We start from the raw sequence: 25,650 nt of genomic DNA, 5'->3' as shown, positions 1-25,650 counted from the left end.
GTCCGGTTCGGCGGGGGCCGCCGGGCGCGCCTCGGCGGGCGTGGAGTGGGCGGCGGATGCTTCGGCCGCGTGGGCGGCTCTCGCCGCTGCGGCCGCTTCGGCCACGATCCGTTCGGCCATGGTCATCGGGGGCGCGGCCTGGTTGTCGGCGGCCGGGTCCTGCACGTCGTCTCCCAGGTTGTGCACCTCGGTCACCCGTAGTCCTCTTCTATCGTCACCGGTTGGGCGGGTTGGTCTTCGAGCTCGCCGATCCAGCTGATGGACAGCGGGCCCAGGGGGTCGGGCTGGTCGAACTCGATGGTCTTGCCTCGGAAGAGCTCGAGCAGCGCGAGGAAGCGGGCCACGATCTGGATCGGGTGCTCGCAGTCGGCGCAGAGTTCGTGGAAGGTCGTCCAGCCGCCCGCGCCACGGCTTTTCAGCATTTCCAGGACCAGGGCGGCCTGCTCGGCGATCGAAATGGCGTGGGCGTGGATGTGATCCAGGCCCACCCTCGGTTTCGGTCGCGGTCGGAACACGGTGGCGGCGACCTCGGCGAATCCCGCGGCGTCCACCCCCAGCGTAACCTCCGGCAACAGCGCCAGATACCGGTCCTCGAGCGAGACGGCGCGCGGATAGCGTTGCAGCGCCGCCGCCTCCAGCTCGCCGAGCAGTTCGGCCACCTGCTTGAACGCGCGGTACTGCAGCAGGCGGGCGAAGAGCAGGTCGCGGGCCTCGAGCAGTTCGAGGTCCTCCTCGTCGGAGACCTCGCCCGAGGGCAGCAACCGGGCCGCCTTCAGATCCAGCAGGGTGGCGGCGATGAGCAGGAATTCGGTGGTCTGGTCCAGGACTTTGTCGGCGCGCAGGCCCTTCTCTTCGGAGAGCATGGCGGTCAGCGCCTTGGTGTGGGCGATGAATTCGTCGGTCACCTTGTGCAGCGCGATCTCGGTGACGTCGAGCCGGCGCGAGCTGATGAGCTGCAGCAGCAGGTCGAACGGGCCCTCGAAGTTGGCCAGCTTCAGGTGAAATTTGCCCGGAGAGTTCGGATTGTCCGATGCTGCGGCGTCTTCCGGGACGGTCTCCGGCGCGACGGTGCCGGACTCGGTGATATCGCCGAGCACGCCGTCATCGCCGAGCGCGTCGGCGGAACCGCTGATGTCCGCGAGCACGCCGCCCTCCCCGGGCAGCGTCGTATCCGCGTCCGCCGGATCGTGCTCGGACGCCGTGTCGAAAGAATCGCTCAACGGCCCGACCGTTGAATGACTTCCCGGGCCATGGCCCGATAGGCTTCCGCGCCACCGGATTTCGGGGCCCAGGTGGTGATCGGCTCACCGGCGACGCTGGCGTCGGGGAAGCGGACGGTCCGCGAGATGACCGTGTCGTACACGAGGTCGCCGAACACCTCGACCACGCGCGTCATGACCTGACGCGAATGCAATAGGCGGGCATCGAACATGGTGACCACGATGCCGTACAGCACCAGGGCGGGGTTCAGCCGGTCCCGCACCTTCTCCACGGTGTCGTTGAGCAGGGCCAGGCCGCGCAGCGAGAAGTACTCGCACTCCATTGGAATGATGACGCCGTCGGCGCAGGCCAGCGCGTTCACGGTGAGCAGGCCGAGCGAGGGCTGGCAGTCGATGAGGATGTAGTCGTAGCGGTTGCGCAGCGGCGCGAGGGCGCGGCCGAGGGTCTGCTCGCGGCCGACCTCGTTGACGAGCTGGATCTCCGCGGCCGAGAGGTCGATGTTCGACGGCAGCAAGTCCATGCCGTCGACCTTGGTGTTCATCAGCACGTCGTCGACATTGACCTTGCCCGGCCCGACCAGCAGGTTGTGCACGGTGACGTCCAGATCGTGGTGCGCCACACCGAGACCCGCCGAGAGCGCGCCCTGCGGGTCCAGGTCCACCAGCAGCACCTTGCGCCCGTACTCCGCCAGCGCCGCACCGAGATTGATGGTCGAGGTGGTCTTGCCGACCCCGCCCTTCTGATTACACATGGCGACGATCAGCGCCGGCGCGGTGTGATCGGGTTCCGGCGGCAGCGGAATCTCCCGCAGCGGCCGCCCGGTGGGTCCGACCTGCTTCGCGTCGTGCACCACATCGGGTGCCTCCCACAGCGTTTGCGCGGCGGTTTCGATCCGCTGGCCCGCACCACCGGTAGTCGTCACGTCCGCTGCTCCTTCGACGTTCCTGCCCTTACCTCGCCCACCGACCTGCCGTGAACGACGCGCCCGGCCGCGTGTGCGGACCGGTCCCTCTTAGACGCTACCGCCTGTTCCCGTAAGACCAACGCTCGGACACGCACCCTAAACCTGCACTTCAGGGATGGTAGACCACCCCCGCCCAGCCTCCTGACCAGGCGAGAATGCTCTCACGTTGTGGGACAGCAGGTTACGGCCTTCCTCGCATGTTCCCAGCAGATCAGAGGAGATACGCCCGAATCTGTCGCAATCGCGCCGGATTCACAGCCACTCGGATCGCCATCCGGTGACCTCGATGCCCGCACGGATACACTCCGGCGCAAGCCAGGGTGACTGTCGAGGGGAGCAAGGTGTCCAAAGGCGTTGGGTTGGTCGGCGCGTTGTTCGCCGCGCTCGTGCGCACTGCCCAAGCTGGTGGTCGTCAGGCCCCCGGACTTCCCGTGCCGGACGCCATGCCCAGAAGCCAGCCTGCCCCGAATGACGCCACAGGCGGCGCTCCGGCGTAAACCGGCTGGGTGAGGCGGCTGGCGTTGCCCTCAACCGTTGTGCAGGTCAGGGGTATTCGGGTGCGGCGTGGCGTTGGATCAGGGTGTAGGTGCGGTTGGGGTCTTCTAGGTGGGGGTAGTGGCCCAGGTTCGGGAGGCGGGTCAGTGTGGCGGTCGGGCGGAGGGTGAGGACGGCTTGTAGGACGGCTTCGGTGCAGATCGGGTCTTGGGTGGCCCAGGCGAGTTCCAGGTGGCCGGGCCAGGCGCGTAAGGCGTTGTGCCAGCGGTCGGAGGTGGGTGGGGTGACGCGTTCGTGGTTGTAGTGGATGAGTTTGTCGAGCATGCGGTGGCCGTCGTTGTAGGTCAGCAGCGACCACTGGTCGGCCAGTTCGTCGGCGGTCAGGGGGTGTGAGGGGGAGAAGATGCGGCTGAAGGAGTGGCGGAAGGACGTCGTGTTGGTCAGGCGGGCGACCAGGGGGCCGAGGCGGCTCAGCAGGAGTTTCTGGCCGAGTAGGAGGCTGGCTTGTTCGCGGACCAGGCTCGCGTTGAACAGCAGGGCCGACTTCAGAGGGAAGGACAGGGTGCCGTCGAGGTCGCGGGCCAGGAGTTCGGTCGCGACAGAGCTGCCCATGTCGTGGGAGACCATGACGAGTGGTTCGCCCGCGTAGCGCCGCGCCACCTGCTCGGCGATGTCGGCTTGAATCCGCAAGGAGTACAGCTGATTCCGTGGTTTGTCGGACAGGCCGTAGCCGAGGAAATCGAAGACGAGGAGCCGATGGCCGTCGATGAGGTCGAAGGCGTCGCGCCAGTCGTAGGAGCTCGACGGGTAGCCGTGCAGGAACAGCACCGGCGGCAGGTCGGGGTCACCGTCGCGTTCGCGCACGAAGATGCGGTGTCCGCCAATGGTTTCGAGCATGCCGGATCGCTGCCAGTCGGCGACCCTCGAAGTCGACATCCACACCTGCCCTCCCGGACGTCCGCGATAGTCTGCGCAGCCCACGGTAAACAATTTGCACGCACCATGCACAAGGAGTTGGTCACCGTTTCTCGCCTCACGCTGCCCGACGAGTCGCTCGAACTCATCCGACACACCCCCACGAGGGAATTCCTGCGAGAGGTCGGCATCCCCGACTCGATGTGGCTGGACGTCCACGACGAACTCCGGGCGGGACGGCTCGACTGTGCGAACGATGATCTGGCCGAGGCTTTCCCGGAGTCCGACATCGATTTCGCCCGCTGGGCCCTGCTCGGCGCGATCTCCAACGACCCCGTGTACCTGGACATCTCCGACGGCTCGGTCTTCAGCATCCCGGACGGCGGCATTCCCGCCCGCTTGAACACCGACCTGGCAGCGTTCGCGCACTTCCTGCACCTGCTCGACATCGAGCGCCCGAACTACGATTTCGAGATCCTCGGCCCCGACGACAGCTACGCACCGGGAGCCGAGGACCGGCTGCGCGCGCTCATGCTGTCCGCCGACCCGGCCGCCTTCGATCCCGCCGATCCCGATTCCGAGTTCGAGCCCGGCGAACCGACCTGGGAGATGGTGTTGCGCATGGTCGCCGAGCACCTCGGATGAGGCGGGGGCGCGGAATGGGGGCCGGAAACGGTAGGGTTCGAAGGGTTTTTGTTGTGCGAGGGGCCGAATGGTGCGTGCGGGCGAGGAATTCGCGGGATATGTGATCGAACGGCGGCTCGGCGGGGGCGGGATGGGGGAGGTCTATCTCGCCCGGCATCCTCGACTGCCGCGGCTGGTGGCGATCAAGCTGCTGGCTCGGGAGTTGGCCTCGCAGCAGGAGACTCGCGCCCGCTTCGAGCGGGAAGCCGAGCTGATCGCCCGGCTGGACCACCCGAATATCGTGACCGTGCACGACCGCGGCGTCGAGGACGGGCGACTGTGGATCGCCATGCAGTACGTGGACGGCGGCGACGCCGCGTCGCTGGACCCGTTCACCCTCTCGCCGGTGGATGCGGTGCACATCATCGCCGAGACCGCCAAGGCGCTGGACTACGCCCACTCCACGGGCGTGATCCACCGCGATGTGAAGCCCGCCAACATCCTGCTGACCCGGCCGTCGACCGGTCAGGACCAGCGAATCCTGTTGACGGACTTCGGTATCGGACGACTGCGCGACGATTCCGCGCAGATCACCCGCAGCGGCATGCTGGCCGCCACCATCACCTATGCCTCACCCGAACAGCTGTCCGGCGCCGCGCTCGACGAGCGCTCGGATCAATACTCGCTGGCGTGCACACTGTTTCGGCTGCTCACCGGTTCGACGCCGTTCCAGGCGGAGACCGTGGCCGCGGTCATCGCGGGCCACCTGCGGCATCCGGCGCCCAAGCTGAGCGACCGCCGCCCGGAACTGCCCGCCACGCTCGACGCGGTGGTCGCCCGCGCCCTGTCCAAACGGCCCGAGGCCCGATTCGAGTCGTGCCGGGCCTTCGCCGAGGCCGCCGCGCACGCGTTGACGGAGGTCTCCGACACCACGCTGCTGCCGTTCCCGGAGGCGAGCATCGGCGCGCCGGACGCGACGCGCGTGCAGCCGGTCGCCGCCGGACCCGTCCGCGAATCGGTCGCCGCGCACGCCGCGGTGGCGACCCTGCCCGCGCCCGGGGACCTCACCGAGACCGACACCGATATCTCACCGGTACGCGCGACGCCGCCCACCCGCCACCAGGGCCGCTGGGTGGCCGCCGGCGCCGCGACGGTGGCGGTGGTGCTCGCCGTCACCGGCGGAATCATCTGGGCGGCACGCGATTCCGTCTCCGATCCCAAGGCGGTCCCGGTGGCCGGGTTCGACGGCCCGCAGGTCGCGGTCCTGCCCGGATTCGGCCCGTTCATGCAGATCGACGCACAGGGCAGACACGTGAACCCGCCGGTCTCGGTGGAGGATCCGGTCAATGACGGCCGGCTGCCGTGCCCGGCGACGTCCATCGCGGTGATGGCGCCGCGCACCGGCGACAACGCCACCTTGGGCGAGGCGGTACTGGGCGGCGTGAATCTCGCGGCGTCCCAGTTCGTCGGGGAGGGCGGCGGGCACAGCTGCAAGGTGACCGTCCAGAGGTTCGACACCGGCGGCGACCCGGCGGCCGCGGTGCAGATCGCGCGGAAGATCGCCGCCGACAAGTCCGTCGCGGCGGTGATCGGCCCCACCCTGTCCCCGGAGGTGATCTCGGCCGGCCAGACCCTGGACGACGCGGGCCTGCCGTTCCTCAGCCCGGTGGCGTCGAATCCGATACTGGCACAGCAGGGTTGGTCCGGTTTCTTCCGCGGCGTGACGAACGACAACGTGCAGGGCCCGGCTCTGGGCCGCTACTTGGCGACAACCGCCGGTTACGCCCGCGTCTGCGTGGTGCGCGACAACGAGAACAGCTACGAGGACTCCCTGACCCCCGCGGTCGCCGACGGGCTGGGCCGCGCCGCGCTGCCCGAGTGCCAGCTCAATATCGATACGGCCGGTGGTCCCGCCGCGGTCGCCCAGACGGTCGCGTCCGCGCATCCGGATGCGGTGTTCTTCGCGGGCTACCCGGTACAGGCCGCCGACCTGCTGACGAAACTCCGAAGCGCCAGTGTCACAGCACCTTTCGTCCTCGCCGACGGCGACTACGAGCGGGCCTTCCGCGCCGACGCCGGGCCGGCGGGCCCGGGCGTCCTCGTGGAGTGCTCGTGCGGACCCGCGACCGACCGGTTCCTCGCCGACTACAAGGCCGCGGCCGGTCAGGACGCCGACAAGTTCGCCGTCGAGTCCTACGACCTCACCGCGATCGTGTTGCGCGGCATCGTCTCCGGACATACTCAGCGCACCGATCTGCGCGACTACCTGCACAAGTATCACGCCGACGGCATCGCGCACTCCTACTCCTGGACCGCCGCCGGTGAGCCCGCCGATCCGCGGGTCTGGCTGTATCGGGTCTCCTAGGCCGCGGGCTCGGGCCGCCACCGGCGCAGCGCGACGATCGCGAGCAGGCAGCCGACGACGACGGCCAGCGCGGTCAGGGCGGGACGGTGGTCGTCGGCGACGGTGTGCGTCGATGCGGTTGTGCAGCTGTGGTATTCGAGGGTGAGCACCGCCGAGGGCAGCAGCAGGATGCCCAGCGGCAACACGGTGCCCGCGGCCGAGCGGGTGGGCGCCGAGCCGAAACAGTAGCCGGAGACGGCGGCGATAGCGCAGCTGCCGACCAGCGTGATCCACGAATCATCGCGCGGTGCAACGGGACCGAGCAGCGCGAATACCGCGACGGCGAGAATGGCCGTCCCGGCGGCGAGCGGGGCGGGGCGCAGCAGACCGGCCGCCAAACCGGCCACGATGGCCAGCAGCATCGGAGCGATTTTCCAATGTGCCTGGGCGGCAAGGGCGATGGCGCTGCCGGTGCCCGCGAGTGCCACCGCGAGCAGCGTGAGGGTGCCGTCGCGGCCCGGCAACAGCAGTGCGGCGAGCATCGAGACCGCGACGGTGACCAGCACACTGACGGCGATGGCGACCGGGCTGCCCGTCGAGGACGCGAGCCGTTCCGGCACCACGGTGATGGTCGTGATCACCACGGCCGCGGCGAGTACCGGACCGAACGGCAGTTCCAGGGTGGTCGGGTAGTTCACGACCCGGCGATGGCGGGTCAGGAAGCAGCCTGCCAGCAACACCACCGTCGCGCCGGTGAGCCAAGTCGGCGGCAGGTCGAGGAAGGCGCGTTCGAGCAGCGAGCGGCCGCCGTATTCGGCCGCGAAGGTCTCGACGTGATCACCGACGGCCAGGCCGGTGAGCGCCCCGAGCACGTATCCGATTGCCGACGGGCGATTTTCGAGCGCGGCCGCGCCCGCCGCGCCGAGCAGCACTCCCGCCGACAGCGAATCGATGAAGTTGGCGGTGGCCAGGCTCGTCGAGGTCGATGTCACCAGCAGGTGGTCGGTGGCGAGCACGAGTGCGGCGACCGTGGCGGTGCCCCAGGCGGCCCGACTGCCGAACATGGATACGCAGACCGCGGCCAGCACCGCCACGATCGCGCCCGCCGCGGTCGCGCGGGGCACGGTGATGGACAGCAGTTCCACTTGCAGCGCGGAGGGTCCGCCGCCGCACCCGCTGTCGACGGGCACGATCAGCGCCAGGCCCGCGACCGCGGCGGCGGCGCATCCGCCCGCCGTGTCGAGGGCCGCACGATACCGCTGCACGGACGGCTCCCAGAGGTCGAAGCGACAAGATCAGTTACCGTCCAGCCACCGTAACAGCGCGCCGCCTCAACGGGTGTGGCGGCGGGCCGCCCACTCGCCCGCGAAATCGCGGAAGCGCCGCACCGCCTCGGAGGGGGTGGCGGTGGCCGACCAGATCAGCCCGACGTCACGGGAGGCGCCCGCGTCGGCGAGCGGCACCAGCGCGACGCCCGGCGGCGCGGGTTCCTCCAAGGGCACCAGCCCGATGCCGAGCCCGGCCGCCACCAGACCGCGGACCGTCACCAGATCACTGGATTCGAAGGCGATGCGCGGACGAATGCCCGCCGCGGCGCACAGCTCGTCGAAGATGCGGCGCATGCCGAATCCCGGATGCATGGTTATGAATTCGGCGTCGCCGAGCTCCGTCAGCCGGATCTGCCGCTGCCCGGCCAGCCGGTGATCGCCCGGAACCGCCAGCACCACAGGCTGATTCAGTAGCGTGCGCCAGCCGAGTCCGGGCTCGCCGGGCCGCGGGGAGACCAGCGCCAGATCGGCCTCGCCGTCGAGGACCTGGCGGGTGATCACCTCTGCCGCGCCTTGGAACAACGTGAAATCGACGCGGCCGGAGCCGCGCCGGAATTCGCCGATGAGCTGCGGCGTGAGCCCGCCGCCGAAGGAGTGCAGGAACGACAGCCGCACCACGCCCTTGGCCGGATTGAGCCGATCGGCGACGGCCTGCTCACCGGCGTGCAGTTCCGCGCGGGCGCGGCGGGCGTGCTCGTAGTAGAGGCGGCCGTAGTCGTTGAGCCGGATGCGTTTGCCGTGCCGGTCGAACAGCGCGACCCCGAGCCGGTGTTCGAGGCGGGCGAGCATGCGCGACAGTGTGGGCTGGGCCAGGTGCAGCCGGTCGGCGGCGGCGCTGACGTTCTCCGTTTCGGCGAGTGTCGTGAACCACTCCAGATCCGAGCCGAGCACGCCGCCTCCTCGTGTTATGTGGCTACTGCATTTGCGATCAGATCATCATGCATTTCCGTTCTAAACGCCAGCGTCGCACCCTGGATCCCGCACACCGAGAGTTGCGGAGGATCCGATGACCGGCATGGAGAGCCCGGCCCTGCTCGAGCGACCGCGGGCCGCCCACGAGAAGCGGGTCACCATCGCGCTTTTCGCGGCCGGTCTCACCACCTTCGCCGCCATGTACAGCACCCAGTCGCTGCTGCCGAGCCTGTCCGCCGCCTTCGCCGTCCCGCCCGCGCACGCCGCCCTCGCCGTCTCGCTGACCACCGGTTTCCTCGCGCTGGCCATCGTTCCGGCGGGTGTGCTCGCGGCGCGGATCGGCCGGACGAAGGTCATGATCGGATCCGCGATCGCGGCCTCCGCGCTGGGTCTGCTGCTGCCGCTGGCCCCGACCCTGAACGTGCTGCTCGCACTGCGCGCGGTCCAGGGGATCGTGCTGGCCGGAGTGCCCGCGGTGGCCATGGCGTATCTGGCGGAGGAGATCGGCGCGGCCGGGCTGGGCGCGGCCATGGGCGTCTACATCGCCGGCACGACCATCGGCGGATTGGCGGGCCGATTGATCCCCTCGATCACGCTGGGCGTCGCGTCGTGGCGCTGGGCGGAGGTGTCGGTGTCGATCGCGGCGGCGCTGTGCACGGTGTGGTTCGCCCGGACCCTGCCGCCCTCGCGCGGATTCACCCCGCGCCCGGCCGGATTGGGCACGCTGCTCGGCGATCTCGGCCGCCAGCTGCGCGATCGCGGCCTGCTCGCCCTGTTCGGACTGGCGTTCCTGCTGATGGGCAGTTTCGTGTCGGTCTACAACTTCCTCGGCTACCGCCTCACCCACCGCCCGTTCGACATGCCCGCCGCCCTGGCCGGTTCGGTGTTCGTGCTCTACCTCGCGGGCACCGCGGCCTCCGCCTACGCCGGTCGGCTCGCCGACCGCCGCGGCCACCACCGCATCCTCGTCGCCGCCTTGGCGCTGATGGTCGCGGGCGCGCTCATCACGATCCCCGACCACCTGAGCACCGTGCTGCTCGGCGTCCTACTGTTCACCACCGGGTTCTTCGGCGCGCACACCGTGGCCAGTGCCTGGGTGGGCACGCTGGCCGAAAACCGCGGCGCCGCATCGTCTCTGTACATGTTCGCCTACTACCTGGGCAGCGCGGTGGTCGGCAGCGCGGCCGGGATCGCCTATGCGGCGGGCGGCTGGCTCGGCCTGGTGGCCTGTGTGACGGCGCTCTTCGTGATCGCCGCGATCCTGGTGGCGTCGCTGGTCACGGCTGGTCGAGCGGCGCCGCGTCCGAGCCGGGCACGGCGTCCGCGCTGACATCGGTGCACGCCGGGTTCACGCTGTCCTCGGTGATCTCGGTACAGGAGGGCAGCGGCGTAGCGGGGGTGTCGGCGTGCGGCGTCGCCGGTACGGCGGCATGTACGAGGGCCGGGTTCGCGGGCGCGGGCCCGGCCGGTCCGGCCACGGCCGGCATCGCCCCGAAGACGAAAGCGGCTGTCAGCGCGGTCAATACCAGGACCATGGCCCCGGCCGCCAGCGTGGGGCGATCTGCGGGGGAAACGCGCGGGAAGGTGGCAACGGCCATGATGAAACTCCTCACCTTCTCGCTGTCATGACAACGATGCGTCGTGCTCTCATCGTGTCGATCACGCGAGCCGAAACCCGCACCTGCCCGCGGGTCTCATGAGGCCATGTTCGGGACGGGCCCGGACCCGGTCAAGCGGAAACGGCCCGGTTAGCACGATGTTTACGCACGCTTGACACGACGACCGATAACGCTCCGGCGCAGTGCGATTCGAGTGCGGTCCAGATCACTTGCCGGTGTGCGCGTCGATGAAGACTTGATAACCATCCAGCAGTCTGGCCAGGGCGAAGCTGAAATCGGCTTCGTCCCAATTCATGTCGTCACTGTCGAAGGCGCGGTGGGTCAAGGCGCTGGTAACCGAGGGGAAGCGCTGCGGGTCGAGCACCGCGACGAGGATCTCGGTGTAGTCGTCGTCCTTGTCGTTGCGGGTGATGTCGCGCAGGAAGCGGACGCGGCCGATGACGTAGATCGAAAGATTCAGCAGCAGTTGCAGTTTGAGCGGTTCGGGCACGTCCAGGCTCGACATCGCGTTCATGCCCGCTTCCAGCCAGGTCATATTGTTCGGGCCCATCGGGGGCGAGGTGAGGGGGATGTCGAGCCACCAGTCGTGGGCGCGGATGGCGCGGAACTCGGCCCAGGCCCAGGCCTCCAGCCCGCCCCGCCAGTCGTCGGCGGGTAGGTCGGGCTCGGTGTAGAAGATGCGGTCGTGCAGCAGTTCGACCAGCGTGTCCTTGCTGTCGACATAGCGGTAGAGCGACATGGTGGTGAAGCCGAGCGCCTTGGCGAGCCGGGCCATGGACAGCGCCGCGTAGCCCTCGGCGTCGGCGATCGCGACGGCCGTGTCGAGGATCTGGTCCAGGCTCATCCCACGTTTCGGCCCGCGGCTGCCCGCGCTGTCCAGATCCCACAGCAGCCGTACCGCCTTGGGCAGGACGCGCTCGTCGGGCCGCTTCATCTGACCTCCTGTCGTGGACTCCGACATCTATCTTGCGCCATCACCGAAACTGTGTAGCCTATAAACAGAGTAGAGCATAAACAGTTTCGGATGCCGCTCAGGCTCCGGATACTGCTCAGTCGAATCGGAGCACCCATGACCACCATCAACCCCGGCCTCGCCATCGAGGTCAGCGGGCTCACCAAATCCTTCGGCGACCAGCCGGTGCTGCGCGGCATCGACGTGGTCGTGCCCGCCGGCACCGTCTTCTCCCTGCTCGGGCCCAATGGCGCGGGCAAGACCACCATGGTCCGCATCCTCACCACGCTGAACCGGCCCGATGGGGGAGCGGTGCGGGTCGGCGGCCACGACCCGGTGCGCGAGGCGGACGCGGTGCGCGCGCTCATCGGCGTGACCGGGCAGTTCGCCGCGGTCGACGAGATCCTCACCGGCGCCGAGAATCTGCGGCTCATGGGTCGCCTGCTGCACCTGGGCTCCCGCGAAACCGGCAGGCGCACCGCGCGATTGCTCGAGCAGTTCGAACTCACCGAGATCGCGGGCAAGCGGGCGGGCGACTACTCCGGTGGTCTGCGCCGCCGCCTCGACATCGCCATGAGCCTGATGGGGCAGCCCAGCATCGTGTTCCTCGACGAGCCCACCACCGGGCTGGACCCGCGCAGCCGCCGCGAGTTGTGGCGGGTGATCCGGGGCCTGGTCGCCGACGGCGTCACCATCTTCCTCACCACGCAGTATCTGGAGGAGGCCGATCAATTGGCCGACCGCATAGCGGTTCTCGACGGCGGCCGCATCGTCGCCGAGGGCAGCGCGGCCGAGCTGAAGCGGCTGGTGCCGGGTGGCCACATCCGCATCGAGTTCGCCGATGAGGACGGCCTGGTGGCGGCCGCGCGGGCGCTACCGCGGGCCGAGCTCGACGCCGAGCAGCTCGCGCTGCAGGTGCCCTCGGACGGCAGCGTCGACGATATCCGCCGCCTGCTCGGCCATTTCGACGATCACGCCGTCACCATCGACCAATTGTCCATCCACACACCCGATCTCGATGATGTCTTCTTCGCCCTGACGGGCGCTCCCGCGAAAGAGGCCGTGCGATGAGCACTCTCACCCATGCCGCCCAGGATTCGGTGTCGATGGTCGGGCGCAATCTGCGCCATACCCTGCGCAGCCCGGACACCATGATCATGACCTTCGTCATTCCGGTGTCGATTCTGCTCATGTTCGTCTACGTCTTCGGCGGCGCGATGAACGTCGGCGGCTCCTACATCAACTATGTGGTCCCCGGAATCATCCTGCTGTGCGCGGGTTTCGGGTCGGGTGGGACGGCGGTGGTGGTGGCCACCGATCTGCAGAACGGCATCGTCGATCGGTTCCGGGCCATGGCCGTGTCGCGGACCGCGGTGCTCACCGGGCACGTGCTGGAGAACCTGCTGCGCAATCTGGTCACCACGGGCCTGGTGATCGCGGTGGCGGTGGCCATCGGCTTCCGCCCGACCGCGGACCCGCTGCGCTGGCTGGGCGTGCTCGGCATGGTCGCCTTCTTCATCCTGGCGCTGTCCTGGCTGGCGGCGGCGGCCGGTGTGCTGGTGGCGAATCCGGAGGCGGCCAACGGCTTCATGTTCTTCTTCATGTTCCTGCCCTACGTCAGCAGCGCCTTCGTTCCGGTGCACACGCTGCCGAGCTGGCTGCGCGGCTTCGCCGAGCATCAGCCGGTCACCTCGATCGCCGAGACGGTGCGCGGCCTGCTCATGGACACTCCGGTGGGGGATTCCGCGCCGACCGCGCTGGCCTGGTGTGCGGGGATCGCGCTGGCCGGATACCTCGCCGCGGGCCTGCTGTTCCGCCGTCGCGCCAACGCCTGAGATATGTCTACGCCGATATGCGCATTATCGAATGAATGTGCCGAGTGTCGGTTTCTCGCGAACCCACGGGGAGTGGCTCGGCCGAGCGGCTTCCCGTGGGTTCGCCGTCGGTCGGGTCAGCTCGCAGGGACGGCGGTGAGTCCGGGCGGCTGCCATTTCCCGTCGAGAGCTTCCGGCCAGGGCGCGTACAACCGCAGGGTGAGCGAGAAGCGGCCCGCGGCCGGGATCGGCAGCCAATTGCCCTTGGGCACGGCCGGTCCCGGATCGTCGTGCTGGACGGCGAGCTCGATCGAACCGTCCGGACCCTTCACCACCGGTACGGCGTGGCCGACCGAGTAGATATCGGCGTCGTTCTCGACCAGGTAGCTGTCGGCGGTGTAGGCGGTCAGTGACCAGAACGCGTCCGCGGGCGGCAGGCCGTCGGCGGGGAACTTCAGCCGGAAGCGGCGCGGTGTCCCATTGTCGTCGGCGTTCTCGGCGATGGTGGGGTACAGCGCGTCTCGCGCCCGGGTGGCGCCCAGCGCGGTGACGGCCACATTGGCGCGCCGCAGATAGTCGATGCCGTAGGCGCCCAGATTGGTGGCGAACTTCCAGCCGTTGGCGTCCTTGCTCTCGGGGTCCTTGTAGGTGACGATCGTGTGCTGCGCGTTCTTGACGGCCGCGGTCAGCATGTCGGCGGACTGGCTGTCGACGTTTCCGCCCGGCCCGATGCCGAGGGCCGCGATCCGTTTCATCATCGGATCGTCCGCGGGCGCGGCCGGATTCACGGCCAGCACCGCGCACAGGCGGTTGAAGAAGGTCTTGGCGTCCATGGCCGCCACCTGGTCCGGCGGCGGATCGCCTTGTGGCCGTGACAATCCCACGGCGGGCGGCGGGTTGCCCGCGATCCAGGCGCTGAGCGGCACCAGTTTCAGCTGCTGCTGCAGCGTGTGCACCGCGGGCAGGTCGTCCTCGCCATTGACCTGGATGCGCCCGATGAGCCAGGCGGTCGGAGTCGGCATGGGCAGATGGGTGAGGTCCTCGGGAAGGCTGCCCGACCAGTTCGGGCCGGTGATGACGTAGGTGAACGGCGGTCCCGGATGTCGGTCGGCCAGTTGCGGATCGGTGCTGCTGGGGTCCTGGACGGTGTTCGACCAGGCGTCCATGATCTGCATGAGCCAGTACCGCCCGCCGGGCATGGCGGGCACCTGCAGCACCAGGGGTTCGGGTCCGAGGTCGAGCCACGCGCTGGAGTAGAGGGTGTCCACGTTCATCCGGACCACGGCGCGATCGCTGCTGGTGGGCAGGTTCTGGGCGTGCAGGAAGCGGTTCGACGCCCCGGCGGCCGCGCGGGTGACGTCCATCAGGACCAGTGGGTAGCCGAAGACGTAGGCGTCGGTGGCGATCGCGCCGGGGTCGTCGGAGTTCGCGGTGGTGGTGGATCTGCCGCCCGGGGAGGTCGATTTCGAACAGCCGGGCACACTCATGGCCGCCAGGGCCGTCACCCCCAGGCCGAGCAGGGTCCTGCGATCGAGTCGATGGGTGAATCCGTTGTCGCGCACACGCATTCCCTTCGCCACTGTGACCATGGAGGAGCGGGAGGATCGTGATGCAAGCACACCGAGGACAGCCGGAGCTGATAACCGGCAATCAGTATGCCGCACGGTGTGTCGCGGATCCGGGATTGCGCGCGCTCAGCGTCGCCGCAGCACCGCCACCAGCAGGGCCAGCAGGGCCACCAGCAGAATGGCCGACCCCACCCAGATTTCGGTGCGGCTGTAGTCCGGGAGTTGGTCGGACACCGAGCCGGCCAGCAGTGCCACCGTGCCGAATCGCATTCCGCCATGGTCGATCCGATCCTGCCCGCTGGCAAGCATCGCAGGTGAGGGGGACCGGCCATCGTAGGTCGCGGGCCGTGAGCCGCGCTCGGGAATGCGCAACGAATGTTGGGTTCCGCACACTCTCTACCAAGCAAACGCTTGGGTTGATACCGTCGAGGGTGCAGGAGGACGGTGACGGGCATCTGTCGCAACGCAGCGACGTCCGTACGCTGAGCAGGACCGCGCGTGCGCGGCCGTCGGAGCTATCAATGGGGATGTGACCCGGGGGCAATTCATTTCGGCTCGACGTTGATCGACAGCGTCGTGGGATGTCGTTGCGTGCCGCCCGTCCCCGGCAAAGCAATCGACAGGAATGGCTCATGACCGAAACCGAAACCACGGTAATCCCCGACCCCAACCACCCGCTGATGCCGCTGGCCCGCGCGTACACCGACTACTTCACCCCGACCGTCACCGGCGTGGAGAATCTGCCCGCGTCCGGCCCGGCCCTGGTCATCGGCAACCACTCGTCCATCTACTGGGCCCCGGAGGTGTGGATCACCTTCATGGCCATGCTGGATCGCCGCCCCGACGAGCCCAGCTACGGCGTCGCGCACGACATCCTTTTGCGCGCACCGATTCTCGGTGACAGCCTGCGCCAGTTCGGCGTGATACCCGCCTCGCGCGAGGCCGCGGCCAAGGGCCTCAAGGACGGCGGCGCGGTCATGGTCTACCCCGGCGGCGACTGGGAGGCGTGCCGCCCGTGGACCGATCGCGGCAAGATCGACTTCGCCGACCGCAAGGGCTTCATCCGCCTGGCCCTGGAACTGGGCGTGCCGGTGATCCCCGCGGTCGCCAACGGCGGCCACGACTCGATCTTCGTGCTCAGCCGCGGCGAGCGCACCGCGCGCCTGCTGCAGCTGGACAAGCTGGTGCGCGCCAAGGTGTTTCCCTACACCCTGGGCCTGCCCTTCGGCATCGCACCGATCCTGCCGCAGATTCCGCTGCCCGCCTCGGTGACGGTCAGCTTCCTGCCGGCGCTGGACTGGTCCACCCAGCCCGGTGATCCCGAGGACGGCGATCTGGTCGACGGCTACTACGACCGCACGGTCGAGACCATGCAGACCGAGCTGGACCGGCTGCGCGCCGAGACGCCGAACCCGGTGGCCGCGGGCCTGAAGAAGCACGTGGCCGGGCTGCCCGGGCCGCTGAAGGGTCTCGCCGACCTGTTGTAGTAGTGACTCCGCTGTTGGGGGACAGCGGATTTCGGTAACCGAGCCAGGTACGCGCGCCGCGTGTGGGACGATCCCGCACGCGGCGTTCGCGTCTCGGACGCATCGTCTCGGGTGCGTATCGGTGTCGCCGATGCTGTGCGGTAGCGCTTTACCGTCGGCAACGACCCGTATTACACTTTTCTCGGTTCAGGTTACGTTTTACTCATTGGCTGAAGACTAACGGGATCGCGACTGCGCCCTCCGGCGCGGCGATGAAACGCATTGGTGCACACCCTTTTCGGCCTGGCGCAGGGGAGTAATCGGATCATGGTCGGGGTCACAGGCTTCGGGGGATTTCGCAGGGCGCGCGAGGGAATCGCGAATGCCTTCCGGCACACCGTGGTTCGAGAGAAAGCCGGACGCCCGCGTCCCTGAATCCAGGCGAACACGCAGCCCGCAATCGATTTCCGGTGCCAGGAGAGGTGTGTCGACATGACCGAATCCGTCTGTGCGGAATGGGCCGTCCCCGGTGATATGGCCGGCGTGCGCGACCGGGTGGACGCCGTGCTGGAGGGTTTCCTGGCCGAGAAGGCGCGGCAGGCCGACCGCGAGCGATTACCGGCGGATCTCGTCGATGCCCTGCACTCCTTCGTCTTCAGCGGCGGCCGGCGCATTCGCCCGCTGCTGTGCGTGCTCGGCTGGTTCGCCGCGGGCGGCAGTGAGCGGCTGCCCGCGGCCGTGATCCGGGTGGCCGCCGCGCTCGAACTGCAGCACGCCGCGGTGCTCATCCACCGCGACGTCATCGAGCGCCGGCTCACCCGGCGCGGCTTCCCGACCCTGTCGTGTGCGATGGCCGCCCGTTTCGCGCACAAGCCGGACCGGGAGCGTTTCGGCCGCCAAGCCGCGGTCCTGCTGGGGGACCTGGCCCTGGTCTGGTCCGACGAGCTGCTGTTCTCCGCGCATCTGACGGCCCGGCAGCGCGCGGCGGCCGGATCGGTGATGTCGGCCATGCGGATGGAAGTCATCTACGGGCAGTATCTGGATGTGCGCGCGGCCGGTGACCAGGTCGTCGATCTGGAGCGCGCCCTCGAGATCATGCGCCTCGAGACCGTCGGCTACACCTGTGAGCGGCCGCTGCAACTGGGTGCGCGGCTGGCCGGTGCGGACGAGAACACCCTGGCGGCGCTGTCGGTGTACGCGCGCGGGCTCGGCGAGGCGGTTCATCTGGCCGAGGATCTGCATCGGGTCTTCGGCGACCGGGCCGGTGTCGGCTCGCGGGTGGAGGACCTGCGCGACGGCAAGCACACCGCGCTGGTGGCCTCGGCGCTGGAGCGGGCGGTGGGCGCCACCGCCATCGAATTGCGTGCGCTGCTGGGCAATCCGAGCCTGGATCTGGGCGGGGCCACCCTGTGCCGCGACATCATGACCGAAGTGGGCGCGCGCGAGGAGATCGAGCGCCGCATCGCGCGGCGCCGCGAGCACGCCCTGCGCGCCGTCGATGAGATGCATGTGCCCGCCGCGGCCCGGGAGGTGCTGCGGGTCCTCGCCGAACACCTCACGAACTCCGATGGGTGAGGGGTAGAATTCGGAGGTCAGAAGCGCGGCCGCAGTGCTCGGTTTCTCGAGAGCCCGATCGGTCGCACGATATCGTCGCTCTGTATTCGCCTGTCGCGCAGGCAATCCCGATACCCTCACCGGGTCGGTTCGCGCCACCTCCCGCAAGCGGCCCTCGATGGTGTGGGCCGATACCGAGATCGCCTGCCGCAGCAGGTATCCGGATCGGGGATCGGCCGGGTCTGCGGCCCACGGGATCGAATCCGATTCGCGCACTGTGAAAGAGGCGTCCGCATTGACCGTCACCACTTTCATTCCACCCGCCCGTCGCCCCGCCGAGATCCTCGCCCGCGCCCGCACCCTGCTCGACCCGGTACTGCGTGAATCGGTGCTGACGCTGCCGGAACCCATGCGGCACCTGGCCGGATACCATTTCGGCTGGTGGGACGAGCGCGGAAATCCGATGCACGCCGATCCCGGCAAGATGCTGCGCCCGGCCTTGGTCACCTCGACGGCCTTCGCCTGCGACGGCGGCGCGGGCCCGGCCGCCACCGCGGCCGCGGCCGTCGAACTGGTCCACAACTTCACCCTGATCCACGACGACGTCATGGACGCCGACCCGGTGCGCCGCGGCCGGCCCGCCGTGTGGCGGGTGTGGGGCATGGCCGACGCGGTGCTGCTCGGTGACGCGCTGCACGCACTGGCCACGAATGTCCTTGCGGCACTGGCGACTCCCCGCACCGCCATGGCCGCCATCGAACGGCTCGAGACCACGGTGACCGAGATGTGCCGCGGCCAGCACGCCGACTGTCACGGCGATGCCGCCGCGGCGAGCCTCGCCGGGTGGGAGTCCACGGCCATGGGCAAGACCGGGGCGCTGTTCGGCTGCGCCTGCGCGCTGGGGGCCCTGAGTGCGGGCGCTGATGATGAAACCGTCTGCGGCTTCGACCGTTTCGGTCGTGATCTCGGGGTCGCGTTCCAGGCCGTCGACGACATTCTGGGCGTCTGGGGCGATCCGGCGCGCAGTGGGAAGCCGACGGCGGATCTGGCCCATCGCAAACGCGGTCTGCCGATCGTGCTGGCGCTGGAGTCCGGCACCGCCGCCGGGTGCGAGCTGGCCGAGCTGTATCAACGCGAGGCGCCGCTGTCGCCGCAGGAAATCGTCTGGGCCGCACGGCTTGTCGACAAGGCCGGGGGCCGCCGCGGTGCCGAGCGGCTGGCCCGCAGACGGCTGCGCAGCGCCCTGGCCGCGCTGCCGAACGGGTCCGGCTACAGCGATCTGGTCACCCTCGCCCATCTCGTCGCCCACCGGAACAGATGAGGAATGACTCGATGGTGAACGAAAACGTCAGCGCCGGCGTGACCGAGGCCGGGCCGGTGTTCCAGGGGACGGTGAAATCCGCGGTCGCCTTCGGCATCCTGCTCGAGGAGGGGATCGGCGACACCATCCGGGTGTCGCTCTCCGCGCCGCCGGTGGAACAGGTCAAGGTGGGCAACCACATTCTGCGATCGCTGGGACTGCGGCCCCGGCAACTCGAGATCGTGTCCTGCCTCGGCTGCGGGCGCGTGCAGGTCGACATCCATCGGCTCGCGCGGCGCGTGGAGGCCGCTTTCGAAGGATTTCCGCATCCGCTGCGGGTCGCGGTCATGGGATGCGTGGTCAACGGGCCCGGCGAGGCCCGCGAAGCCGATCTGGGCGTCTCCTCGGGCAACGGCAAGGGCCAGATCGTCGTCCGGGGCGAGGTCGTGCACAGTGTGCCCGAGCACCAGATCGTGGAAGCCCTGCTGGCGGAGGCTCTGACGCTCACCGGATCGGAGGACACCCCATGAGTACCCCCACGATCACCCCGTCGCCGCTGGACCGCACCGCCGTGCAGGCGCGGGTGGAGGCCGCGCTCGACGAATTCCTCGGCGACAAGGCCGAATCCGCGGCCGCCGCGGGCTTGCCCGCCGACGTGGTCGACGCCGTGCGCTCGTTCCTGTTCGCCGGCGGCAAACGAATCCGGCCGCTGTTCTGCGTGCTCGGCTGGTACGCGGGCGGAGGTGGCGAGCCGACCGACGCGGTGCTGCGGACCGCGGCCGCGGTGGAGCTGTTCCACGCCGCGACCCTCATCCACGACGACATCATCGACGACAGCGACACCCGCCGCGGCCAGCCGACCGTGCACCGCGCGGTCGCCGACCGCACCCGCGCCGCCCGCGACCACGGTGCCGCCACCCGCTTCGGCGCCCACGCCGCGCTGCTGATCGGCGACTTCGGACTGGTGTGGTCACAGGAACTGCTGCACACCGCCGGACTCTCGGCGGCCCAGATGGCCGCCGCCGCACCGATTCTCGACGTCATGCGCACCGAGGTGAACTACGGCCAGTACCTCGACCTGACGACGACCGGGCAACCCACCCACGACCTCGACCGGGCCCTCGAGATCATCCGCTACAAGACCGCCGCCTACACCGTGCAGCGGCCACTGCAACTGGGCGCGGCCCTGACCGGAGCCGGACCCGAAGTGGCGCAGGCACTCTCGGACTACGGCCAGCCACTGGGGGAGGCGTTCCAGCTGCAGGACGACCTGCTCGGCGTCTTCGGCGACCCGGCCCAGACCGGCAAATCCAATATCGACGACCTGCGCGAGGGCAAGCACACCGTCCTCCTCGCGCTGGCCCTGCGTCACGCCACCCCCGACCAGCGCGCCCAACTCGACACCCTGATCGGCAACTCCCGTTTGACCGAGCACGAGGCCGCCCGCTGTCGCCAGATCCTCGCCGCCACAGCACGTCCCAAGGTCGAGCAGATGATCCGCGACCGCTGGCTGCAAGTCCAGCGCACCCTCGCCCACGCCCCGTTCCCGCCCACCGCCATCGCCGGTCTGCGCAGCATGGCCGACGCCGTCATCGCCAGAACCTCGTGAAACCGTGCGCCGGGATCCCCGGCAACCCACCGCGGGTGTGGTTAACTCGCGGCAAGCGGTGGGCGGGCGTGCCGGTCCGGAGGCCCGGAACGCATCCACCGTCCCCGGCGTTGCCTCAGGGAGCCGAGAGGGTGGAAACGCATGGTGCGCCTTGTGCATTCGGTAGGGCCCGCGATCGGGGTGGTGGGGGCGCTGGCCGTCGCGCTGGTGGTGCCGCCGCTGCTGTCGGCGGCGGTGCCCACTCGTGAGACCGAGGTGGCGGCGGGAACCAGCATCACGCTGACCGCGACGGGGGTCGGCTCGGTGCACGGGACCGACCCGGCCAACGCGGTCGTGTTCCGGGTGCCCGAGCAGATGCGGCAGATCGCCACCGGGGACGAATCCATCGCGGTGCTGAAATCCGATATCGGGGAGCAGCGGCTGTCGGTGTCGGTGGTCGACGGGATCACCGATTTCGACACGGCCGCACCGCGAATGCTGCTGCCGCTGCGTGCGGCCGGGGTCACCGTGCGGTTCGACGGGGGCAGCGTGGAGGCGGGCGATTTCCGCGGACTCACCTGCGTGCTGCCCGATACCGCCGGTGGGGTCTGCGCGGTCGCGTACAGCGGGGATGTGGCGGTGACCGTGACGGTCACCGGGCCGACGCGGGAGGCGGGCTACCAGATGATCGCGGACGTCCTGAACTCGAGCAAGGCGGTCGAGGCATGAGCTGGTTCCAGCCGCGGTCGATGCTGTTCTGGGTGTACTGCCTGGCCGTGATCGCCGGGCCGCTGCTGTTCCTGCTGCAGGCCGCCGGACAGGTGTGGTTCGCGGGCACGCCCGCACTGGCCGCGCTGCCCATCACCGCCCTGACCCTGCTGGTGATCGCGCGGATCGTGTTCGCACTGGACCCCTTCCGGGCTCGCCGCCACCTGGTGGCCCCGATGGCCATGGGCGCGATCTGGGGCGCGACGGTGTGGACGGGCCTGGCCATGTGGGCCAACGACCACCTCAGCCGTGCCATCACCAATGGCATCGGCGACCGGTTCGCGACCAGCTGGAGCGCCGCCATCACCGCGCCGACCGACGAGGAGTACATCAAGGCCATCGGAATCGTGGTGGTGGCCTTGATGTTCCGGAATCGGCTGTCGCGCCCGATGCACGGGCTGCTGCTGGGTGCGGCGGTCGGGCTGGGCGCGCAGATCGCCGAGGACTGCCTCTACAGCACCCAGATCGCGCTGTCCTCGCCGCAGGATCCGGTGGTCGACGTGCTGCTGGTGGCGGTGCTGCGGCTGATCACCGCGCTCACCTCGCACTGGGCCATGTCGGCGCTGGCCGGTGTCGGCATCGTGCTGGCGATCATCCGCACCGACCGGTCGTGGGGTTGGCGGCTCGGCGTTTTCGCCCTGTTCTACGCGCTCGCGTTCAGCATGCATTTCCTCTTCGACGCCCCGCGCCCGCCCGGCCCCGCGCTGCTGTCGACCTATCTGCCGATCCTCATCGATCTGGTCATCTTCGCCATCGCCTACTCCTGGGTGCTCGCGACCGAGCGGCGCTGGTTCCGCGGGCTCATCGCGCTCCCGGCCGCGCGTGCCCTCGGCCCCGAGGCCGGGCTGGAACCGCTGCTCACCTATCGCAGTCGCCGCAAGGCCCGCCTCGAACTGCGTCGGCACACGCGATGGGCGATGTCGCGCAAATTCGCCAAGCGCTATGAGCGTTCGCTGGTGGATCGGGTCGCCGATCTGGATCTGGCTCCGCAACAGCAAACTCCGATTCCAGGCGGATTCGGTCCCGGGCCGGGTGGCGTTGTGCATGGTGTGGGTGCGCCGTTCGGCTGGTAGCGCAATTTCTGCGTGCCGATGACCAGCGTCGAGAGAACTGGACGCTAGCGTAACTCGATATGAGTGAGGGTCAGACGTCGTCCGCCCAGCCCGCGGACGGGCGGGCCGGTGAACTGCTGGAGCGCCGTCAGCAAGCGTTGTGCAACTATCTCGACGCGAGCGCCGACATCGCCACCACCCGCATTCGCGTCAATCTGACCGGCTGGCAACGCTGGACGCGGCACCTGCCCGGATCCCCGGTCGCCCGCGCCACCGCCCGCCGCGACGAACTCGTGCGCGAGCTGGCGGTACACGGCGTCGGCGCCGACGACCACCGCTGGGGCGCGCTCTCGGGCGCCTACGTCCGCAGTCTGGGCGCGGCGCTCTGCCTCGAGGACACCCTCGCCGATCTGACCCTGCGCTACGGCATGAGCGCCCCGCAGTGGACCCGCCGGCTGCAGGCGTTGTCGCGGGCGACCGCCCAGGCCCGACCGCTGGCCGCCGTCGGTGACCGCGCCGTGGTCGCCGACCTCACCGAGGATCTGCTGGCCCTGACCCGCGACGCCCCCGACGAGGCGGCGCGCCAACGGCTTTCCGACCACCTGCCCGGCGTGCTGCGACCGGTCCCCTTCGACATCGAATCCCTGCGCCGCTCCGACCCGCTCGTCGAGGTCGTCTTCGACATCTACGCCGACACCGTCAAACTCGACAACATCACCGTGAATCCCGAACTGCGCGGCACCGGCCTGGGCACCGCGGTCCTGCAGCACCTCTGCCGCGCCGCCGACGCCCAGCACCTGTATATCGTGGGCCAGCTCGTGCCCACCTTCCGCGACGACGACTCAGCGGTCCCCATCCTCGCCGAGTGGTGCCGCCGGCACGGCTTCGCCGTCAACGAACGACTCGGCGGCCGCATCGCGCGCACCCCGTTCAGCGTCCCCGACCCGGCCACCCGCTGACCCGGGGGCACGCGCCGGAACGACGAGAGCGCCGCACCGTCGGGAATGACGGTGCGGCGCTCTCGAATTCGGTGCGTCAGGCGGAGATGCCCATGCCCGAGGCCAGCATCGGCCACGAGTTGTGCAGGGCGGCTTCCCAATACGGCCAGTAGTGGGTGCCGACCGGATCGAACTGGTAGGTCGCCGGGATGTCGATCGAGTCGAGCTTGTTCTTGAGGTTGTGCGTGCAGGCGTCCACGCCGCCCTCGATGATCATGCCCAGCGCCAGGTTGACGTCACCCTGCGGACCGGGGGCCGCCTTGGTGTAGTACTCGACGTCCTTCATCAGCGGGATGCCCGAACCGCTCGAGATGTAGAGCTGGGTGCCGCGCAGCTTCTCGGCATTGATGACCGGGTCGTTGGCCACCCACAGCGGGCTGTCGTCGGGACCGTACATGTTCTCGGTCTTGCCGCCGGCCCAGGTCTCCACCGCGAACTTCAGGAACTGCTTGCCCACCGGGTCGGCGATCTGCGCGCAGCCGGAGTAGGCGGCCACCGACTTCCACAGGCCGGGCGCGGCCTCGGCCAGCTGCAGCACCGAGGTGCCGGAGGTGGACAGGCCCGCCAGGGCGTTGAGACCGGTCGAGCCCAGCGCGTCGTTCAGCAGCGGGGGCAGTTCCTGGGTGAAGAACGTCGTCCACTTGTTGCGACCCAGCTGCGGGTCGTCCTTGATCCAGTCGGTGTAGTAGCTGCCGCGGCCGCCGATCGGCTGGATCACGTTGACCTGCTTGTCGGCCAGGAAGCCGAGGGCGTTGGTCTGGGCGTTCCAGCTGGCGGTACCGAGGCCGCCGTCGAGGCCGTTGAGCATCCACAGGTTCGGGGCGGGCTGGGACTCGTCGACCGGACGCTGCACGTCCACCGGAATGTCCTGACCCATGGCGGCCGAGTAGACCTTCAGGTGCCAGTTGCGCCCGTCCTTCTGGATGGAGCTGATGGCCGAGGGCTTGGCCGGGTCCGGGTCCGCCGAGCCGGTGCCGACGGCCAGCGCCACCGAGAGCGCGGCGGACAGCGCGACGGCGGCGGTCCGCAGGGCGGTCCTATTACGCAGTGCAGAGAGCTTCATCGAAATAGTGGTTCCAGTCCTCGGGCCACGCTCGGCCACATCGTGTAGTGGTGGTGGTCGGAATTCCGGATGAACCGGTCTCCCCGACACCGTATGTCTGATGTCCGAACAAAACTGTTACCTGACAAAACCATTGAGCGGTAGTCCAGAAACACGGGGGCGGTCGTCGCGACGGTGTCGGCCCAGCGTGCGACCATCGTGAAGTGACCAGCAAACCCGCCGCGGAACAGCGTCTGAGCGATCTCGCCCGGCTGCGGCGCGTCCGCGATCGCATCGATCGCGAGTACGCGCAACCGCTGGACGTGGAACGGCTCGCGCGCGACGCGCACATGTCGGCCGGGCATCTGAGCAGGCAGTTCAAGGCCGCGTACGGGGAATCGGTCTACTCCTATCTGATGACGCGCCGCATCGAGCGGGCCATGGCGCTGCTGCGGATCGGCGAGCTGAGCGTCACCGAGGTCTGTTTCGCGGTCGGCGCGTCCTCGCTGGGGACGTTCTCCACCCGCTTCACCGAACTGGTCGGCATACCCCCGAGCGTCTACAAGCAGCAGATGGCCGACGCCCCCGAGGGCATGCCCTCGTGCGTGGAGAAACAGGTCACCAGACCGATCAGGAATCGAGAAGCCCAGGCAAGCCCCTCGCAACTAGCGTGATCGGCATGGACATCACAATCAACGCGAGCTTCCTCCCGCACACCGATGCCGATGCCGCCCTGGCCTTCTACCGCGACGCGCTCGGCTTCGAACTCCGCAAGGACGTCGGCTACAACGGGCTGCGCTGGCTCACGGTCGGCCCGCCCGACCAGCCCGCGACCTCCATCGTGCTGACCCCGCCGGCCGTGGATCCGGGCATCACCGAGGACGAGCGCAAGCTCATCACCGAGATGATGGCCAAGGGCACCTACGGCGCGATCCTGCTGGCCACCGGCGATGTCGACGCCACCTTCGAGAAGCTGCAGAGCCACGAGATCGTCGAGGTCGTGCAGGAACCGACCGACCAGCCCTACGGGGTGCGCGACTTCGCCGTGCGCGACCCCGCGGGCAACCTCGTCCGCATCCAGCAGGTTTCCTGACCTGCACTCCGAGCCCCCGACCCGGACCGCCCC

Annotated in this window: 24 protein-coding genes and 1 pseudogene; 15 read left to right on the top strand and 10 right to left on the bottom strand. The window is 69.2% G+C overall.

Features of this window, described 5'->3' with window-relative positions:
• Positions 1 to 191: 191 nt before the first annotated feature.
• From GPX89_RS42855 to GPX89_RS42845, 3 genes are all read right to left on the bottom strand, one after another.
• Complete coding sequence (locus GPX89_RS42855; RefSeq protein ID WP_407939577.1) at positions 192 to 1,085, bottom strand: segregation and condensation protein A; 894 nt, start codon at positions 1,083 to 1,085, stop codon at positions 192 to 194.
• Between the two features lie 131 nt (positions 1,086 to 1,216).
• Positions 1,217 to 2,113 carry a ParA family protein gene (locus GPX89_RS42850; RefSeq protein ID WP_328602982.1) on the bottom strand — a complete coding sequence of 299 codons (897 nt, stop codon included), beginning with the start codon at positions 2,111 to 2,113 and terminating at the stop codon, positions 1,217 to 1,219.
• Positions 2,114 to 2,728: 615 nt separating this feature from the next.
• Positions 2,729 to 3,577, bottom strand: a complete 849-nt coding sequence (locus GPX89_RS42845) for an alpha/beta fold hydrolase (protein WP_235949370.1) — start codon at positions 3,575 to 3,577, stop codon at positions 2,729 to 2,731.
• A gap of 105 nt (positions 3,578 to 3,682) precedes the next feature.
• Between GPX89_RS42845 and GPX89_RS42840 the strand changes: the two genes are divergently transcribed.
• Together GPX89_RS42840 and GPX89_RS42835 are read left to right on the top strand one after the other, a co-directional pair.
• On the top strand, positions 3,683 to 4,240 hold the full coding sequence (locus tag GPX89_RS42840; RefSeq protein ID WP_157393523.1) for an SUKH-4 family immunity protein: 558 nt from the start codon (positions 3,683 to 3,685) through the stop codon (positions 4,238 to 4,240).
• Positions 4,241 to 4,307: 67 nt separating this feature from the next.
• Positions 4,308 to 6,584, top strand: a complete 2,277-nt coding sequence (locus GPX89_RS42835; protein ID WP_157393522.1) for a bifunctional serine/threonine-protein kinase/ABC transporter substrate-binding protein — start codon at positions 4,308 to 4,310, stop codon at positions 6,582 to 6,584.
• Here the strand turns inward: GPX89_RS42835 and GPX89_RS42830 are convergent.
• Both GPX89_RS42830 and GPX89_RS42825 read right to left on the bottom strand, forming a co-directional pair.
• Positions 6,581 to 7,828: a hypothetical protein gene (locus tag GPX89_RS42830; protein ID WP_157393521.1), complete on the bottom strand. Its 1,248-nt coding sequence runs from the start codon at positions 7,826 to 7,828 to the stop codon at positions 6,581 to 6,583. The two genes, GPX89_RS42835 and GPX89_RS42830, sit on opposite strands and share 4 nt — an antisense overlap.
• A gap of 66 nt (positions 7,829 to 7,894) precedes the next feature.
• Complete coding sequence (locus GPX89_RS42825) at positions 7,895 to 8,782, bottom strand: LysR family transcriptional regulator (RefSeq protein ID WP_328602973.1); 888 nt, start codon at positions 8,780 to 8,782, stop codon at positions 7,895 to 7,897.
• Positions 8,783 to 8,897: 115 nt separating this feature from the next.
• On the opposite strand from GPX89_RS42825, the gene GPX89_RS42820 reads away from it, so the two are divergent.
• The gene (locus GPX89_RS42820) at positions 8,898 to 10,133 is read left to right on the top strand and encodes an MFS transporter (RefSeq protein ID WP_157393520.1); all 1,236 of its coding nucleotides are present in this window, start codon (positions 8,898 to 8,900) and stop codon (positions 10,131 to 10,133) included.
• Here GPX89_RS42820 and GPX89_RS42815 read toward each other — a convergent pair.
• A complete protein-coding gene (locus GPX89_RS42815; protein ID WP_157393519.1) occupies positions 10,081 to 10,401 on the bottom strand; it encodes a hypothetical protein in 321 nt (106 codons plus the stop codon). The two genes, GPX89_RS42820 and GPX89_RS42815, sit on opposite strands and share 53 nt — an antisense overlap.
• Before the next feature lie 226 nt (positions 10,402 to 10,627).
• A complete protein-coding gene (locus GPX89_RS42810) occupies positions 10,628 to 11,356 on the bottom strand; it encodes a TetR/AcrR family transcriptional regulator (RefSeq protein WP_235949368.1) in 729 nt (242 codons plus the stop codon).
• Positions 11,357 to 11,491: 135 nt separating this feature from the next.
• Between GPX89_RS42810 and GPX89_RS42805 the strand changes: the two genes are divergently transcribed.
• Together GPX89_RS42805 and GPX89_RS42800 are read left to right on the top strand one after the other, a co-directional pair.
• Positions 11,492 to 12,445: an ATP-binding cassette domain-containing protein gene (locus GPX89_RS42805; protein ID WP_157393517.1), complete on the top strand. Its 954-nt coding sequence runs from the start codon at positions 11,492 to 11,494 to the stop codon at positions 12,443 to 12,445.
• Positions 12,442 to 13,209, top strand: coding sequence for an ABC transporter permease (locus tag GPX89_RS42800; RefSeq protein ID WP_157393516.1), 768 nt, complete (start codon positions 12,442 to 12,444; stop codon positions 13,207 to 13,209). Before GPX89_RS42805 ends, GPX89_RS42800 begins: the two co-directional genes overlap by 4 nt.
• Positions 13,210 to 13,325: 116 nt before the next feature.
• On the opposite strand, the gene GPX89_RS42795 is transcribed toward GPX89_RS42800, so the two are convergent.
• Both GPX89_RS42795 and GPX89_RS42790 read right to left on the bottom strand, forming a co-directional pair.
• Positions 13,326 to 14,756 carry a DUF1254 domain-containing protein gene (locus GPX89_RS42795; RefSeq protein WP_157393515.1) on the bottom strand — a complete coding sequence of 477 codons (1,431 nt, stop codon included), beginning with the start codon at positions 14,754 to 14,756 and terminating at the stop codon, positions 13,326 to 13,328.
• Positions 14,757 to 14,882: 126 nt separating this feature from the next.
• On the bottom strand, positions 14,883 to 15,026 hold the full coding sequence (locus GPX89_RS42790) for an MYXO-CTERM sorting domain-containing protein (protein ID WP_157393514.1): 144 nt from the start codon (positions 15,024 to 15,026) through the stop codon (positions 14,883 to 14,885).
• 362 nt (positions 15,027 to 15,388) lie between these two features.
• Here GPX89_RS42790 and GPX89_RS42785 point away from each other — a divergent pair, with 362 nt between their 5' ends.
• The 8 genes and pseudogenes from GPX89_RS42785 to GPX89_RS42750 all read left to right on the top strand — a co-directional run bounded on the left by GPX89_RS42785 (position 15,389) and on the right by GPX89_RS42750 (position 23,443).
• Positions 15,389 to 16,243, top strand: a complete 855-nt coding sequence (locus GPX89_RS42785) for a lysophospholipid acyltransferase family protein (RefSeq protein WP_157393513.1) — start codon at positions 15,389 to 15,391, stop codon at positions 16,241 to 16,243.
• Between the two features lie 471 nt (positions 16,244 to 16,714).
• Positions 16,715 to 17,797 (top strand): polyprenyl synthetase family protein, encoded by a 1,083-nt coding sequence (locus GPX89_RS42780; RefSeq protein WP_157393512.1) that lies wholly within the window; start codon positions 16,715 to 16,717, stop codon positions 17,795 to 17,797.
• A 274-nt stretch (positions 17,798 to 18,071) separates the two neighbouring features.
• Positions 18,072 to 19,097 (top strand): polyprenyl synthetase family protein, encoded by a 1,026-nt coding sequence (locus GPX89_RS42775; RefSeq protein WP_235949366.1) that lies wholly within the window; start codon positions 18,072 to 18,074, stop codon positions 19,095 to 19,097.
• Between the two features lie 35 nt (positions 19,098 to 19,132).
• Positions 19,133 to 19,606 (top strand): annotated as a pseudogene (locus GPX89_RS42770) (flavodoxin-dependent (E)-4-hydroxy-3-methylbut-2-enyl-diphosphate synthase); the annotation flags it as partial.
• Complete coding sequence (locus GPX89_RS42765) at positions 19,603 to 20,685, top strand: polyprenyl synthetase family protein (RefSeq protein WP_157393510.1); 1,083 nt, start codon at positions 19,603 to 19,605, stop codon at positions 20,683 to 20,685. The pseudogene GPX89_RS42770 and the gene GPX89_RS42765, both read left to right, overlap by 4 nt.
• Positions 20,686 to 20,826: 141 nt before the next feature.
• Positions 20,827 to 21,393 (top strand): hypothetical protein, encoded by a 567-nt coding sequence (locus GPX89_RS42760; RefSeq protein ID WP_157393509.1) that lies wholly within the window; start codon positions 20,827 to 20,829, stop codon positions 21,391 to 21,393.
• Entirely contained in the window at positions 21,390 to 22,505 is a 1,116-nt protein-coding gene (locus GPX89_RS42755) for a PrsW family intramembrane metalloprotease (RefSeq protein WP_157393508.1), read from the top strand. Before GPX89_RS42760 ends, GPX89_RS42755 begins: the two co-directional genes overlap by 4 nt.
• 59 nt (positions 22,506 to 22,564) lie before the next feature.
• Positions 22,565 to 23,443 carry a GNAT family N-acetyltransferase gene (locus GPX89_RS42750; protein ID WP_157393507.1) on the top strand — a complete coding sequence of 293 codons (879 nt, stop codon included), beginning with the start codon at positions 22,565 to 22,567 and terminating at the stop codon, positions 23,441 to 23,443.
• A 76-nt stretch (positions 23,444 to 23,519) separates the two neighbouring features.
• Here the strand turns inward: GPX89_RS42750 and GPX89_RS42745 are convergent, their stop codons facing one another.
• Positions 23,520 to 24,545: an alpha/beta hydrolase gene (locus GPX89_RS42745; protein ID WP_157393506.1), complete on the bottom strand. Its 1,026-nt coding sequence runs from the start codon at positions 24,543 to 24,545 to the stop codon at positions 23,520 to 23,522.
• Between the two features lie 203 nt (positions 24,546 to 24,748).
• Here GPX89_RS42745 and GPX89_RS42740 point away from each other — a divergent pair, with 203 nt between their 5' ends.
• Both GPX89_RS42740 and GPX89_RS42735 read left to right on the top strand, forming a co-directional pair.
• A complete protein-coding gene (locus GPX89_RS42740) occupies positions 24,749 to 25,198 on the top strand; it encodes a helix-turn-helix transcriptional regulator (protein WP_328602971.1) in 450 nt (149 codons plus the stop codon).
• 5 nt (positions 25,199 to 25,203) lie between these two features.
• A complete protein-coding gene (locus tag GPX89_RS42735) occupies positions 25,204 to 25,617 on the top strand; it encodes a VOC family protein (RefSeq protein WP_157393505.1) in 414 nt (137 codons plus the stop codon).
• Positions 25,618 to 25,650: the final 33 nt, after the last annotated feature.

This window comes from Nocardia terrae (assembly GCF_009760405.1).
Taxonomy (GTDB): domain Bacteria; phylum Actinomycetota; class Actinomycetes; order Mycobacteriales; family Mycobacteriaceae; genus Nocardia; species Nocardia terrae.
The sequence above is the reverse complement of the archived record's forward strand: the minus strand, read 5'-3'. Positions and strand labels throughout refer to the sequence as shown.

What these genes read in the sequence shown, in the direction of transcription:
- GPX89_RS42810 (WP_235949368.1), bottom strand. Translation starts at nt 11,356, where the DNA reads ATGAAGCGGCCCGACGAGCGCGTCCTGCCCAAGGCGGTACGGCTGCTG.
- GPX89_RS42765 (WP_157393510.1), top strand. Translation starts at nt 19,603, where the DNA reads ATGAGTACCCCCACGATCACCCCGTCGCCGCTGGACCGCACCGCCGTG.
- GPX89_RS42840 (WP_157393523.1), top strand. Translation starts at nt 3,683, where the DNA reads ATGCACAAGGAGTTGGTCACCGTTTCTCGCCTCACGCTGCCCGACGAG.
- GPX89_RS42780 (WP_157393512.1), top strand. Translation starts at nt 16,715, where the DNA reads ATGACCGAATCCGTCTGTGCGGAATGGGCCGTCCCCGGTGATATGGCC.
- GPX89_RS42845 (WP_235949370.1), bottom strand. Translation starts at nt 3,577, where the DNA reads ATGCTCGAAACCATTGGCGGACACCGCATCTTCGTGCGCGAACGCGAC.
- GPX89_RS42750 (WP_157393507.1), top strand. Translation starts at nt 22,565, where the DNA reads ATGAGTGAGGGTCAGACGTCGTCCGCCCAGCCCGCGGACGGGCGGGCC.
- GPX89_RS42790 (WP_157393514.1), bottom strand. Translation starts at nt 15,026, where the DNA reads ATGCGATTCGGCACGGTGGCACTGCTGGCCGGCTCGGTGTCCGACCAA.
- GPX89_RS42835 (WP_157393522.1), top strand. Translation starts at nt 4,308, where the DNA reads ATGGTGCGTGCGGGCGAGGAATTCGCGGGATATGTGATCGAACGGCGG.
- GPX89_RS42805 (WP_157393517.1), top strand. Translation starts at nt 11,492, where the DNA reads ATGACCACCATCAACCCCGGCCTCGCCATCGAGGTCAGCGGGCTCACC.
- GPX89_RS42800 (WP_157393516.1), top strand. Translation starts at nt 12,442, where the DNA reads ATGAGCACTCTCACCCATGCCGCCCAGGATTCGGTGTCGATGGTCGGG.
- GPX89_RS42755 (WP_157393508.1), top strand. Translation starts at nt 21,390, where the DNA reads ATGAGCTGGTTCCAGCCGCGGTCGATGCTGTTCTGGGTGTACTGCCTG.
- GPX89_RS42745 (WP_157393506.1), bottom strand. Translation starts at nt 24,545, where the DNA reads ATGAAGCTCTCTGCACTGCGTAATAGGACCGCCCTGCGGACCGCCGCC.
- GPX89_RS42795 (WP_157393515.1), bottom strand. Translation starts at nt 14,756, where the DNA reads ATGCGTGTGCGCGACAACGGATTCACCCATCGACTCGATCGCAGGACC.
- GPX89_RS42735 (WP_157393505.1), top strand. Translation starts at nt 25,204, where the DNA reads ATGGACATCACAATCAACGCGAGCTTCCTCCCGCACACCGATGCCGAT.
- GPX89_RS42815 (WP_157393519.1), bottom strand. Translation starts at nt 10,401, where the DNA reads ATGGCCGTTGCCACCTTCCCGCGCGTTTCCCCCGCAGATCGCCCCACG.
- GPX89_RS42820 (WP_157393520.1), top strand. Translation starts at nt 8,898, where the DNA reads ATGACCGGCATGGAGAGCCCGGCCCTGCTCGAGCGACCGCGGGCCGCC.
- GPX89_RS42760 (WP_157393509.1), top strand. Translation starts at nt 20,827, where the DNA reads ATGGTGCGCCTTGTGCATTCGGTAGGGCCCGCGATCGGGGTGGTGGGG.
- GPX89_RS42785 (WP_157393513.1), top strand. Translation starts at nt 15,389, where the DNA reads ATGACCGAAACCGAAACCACGGTAATCCCCGACCCCAACCACCCGCTG.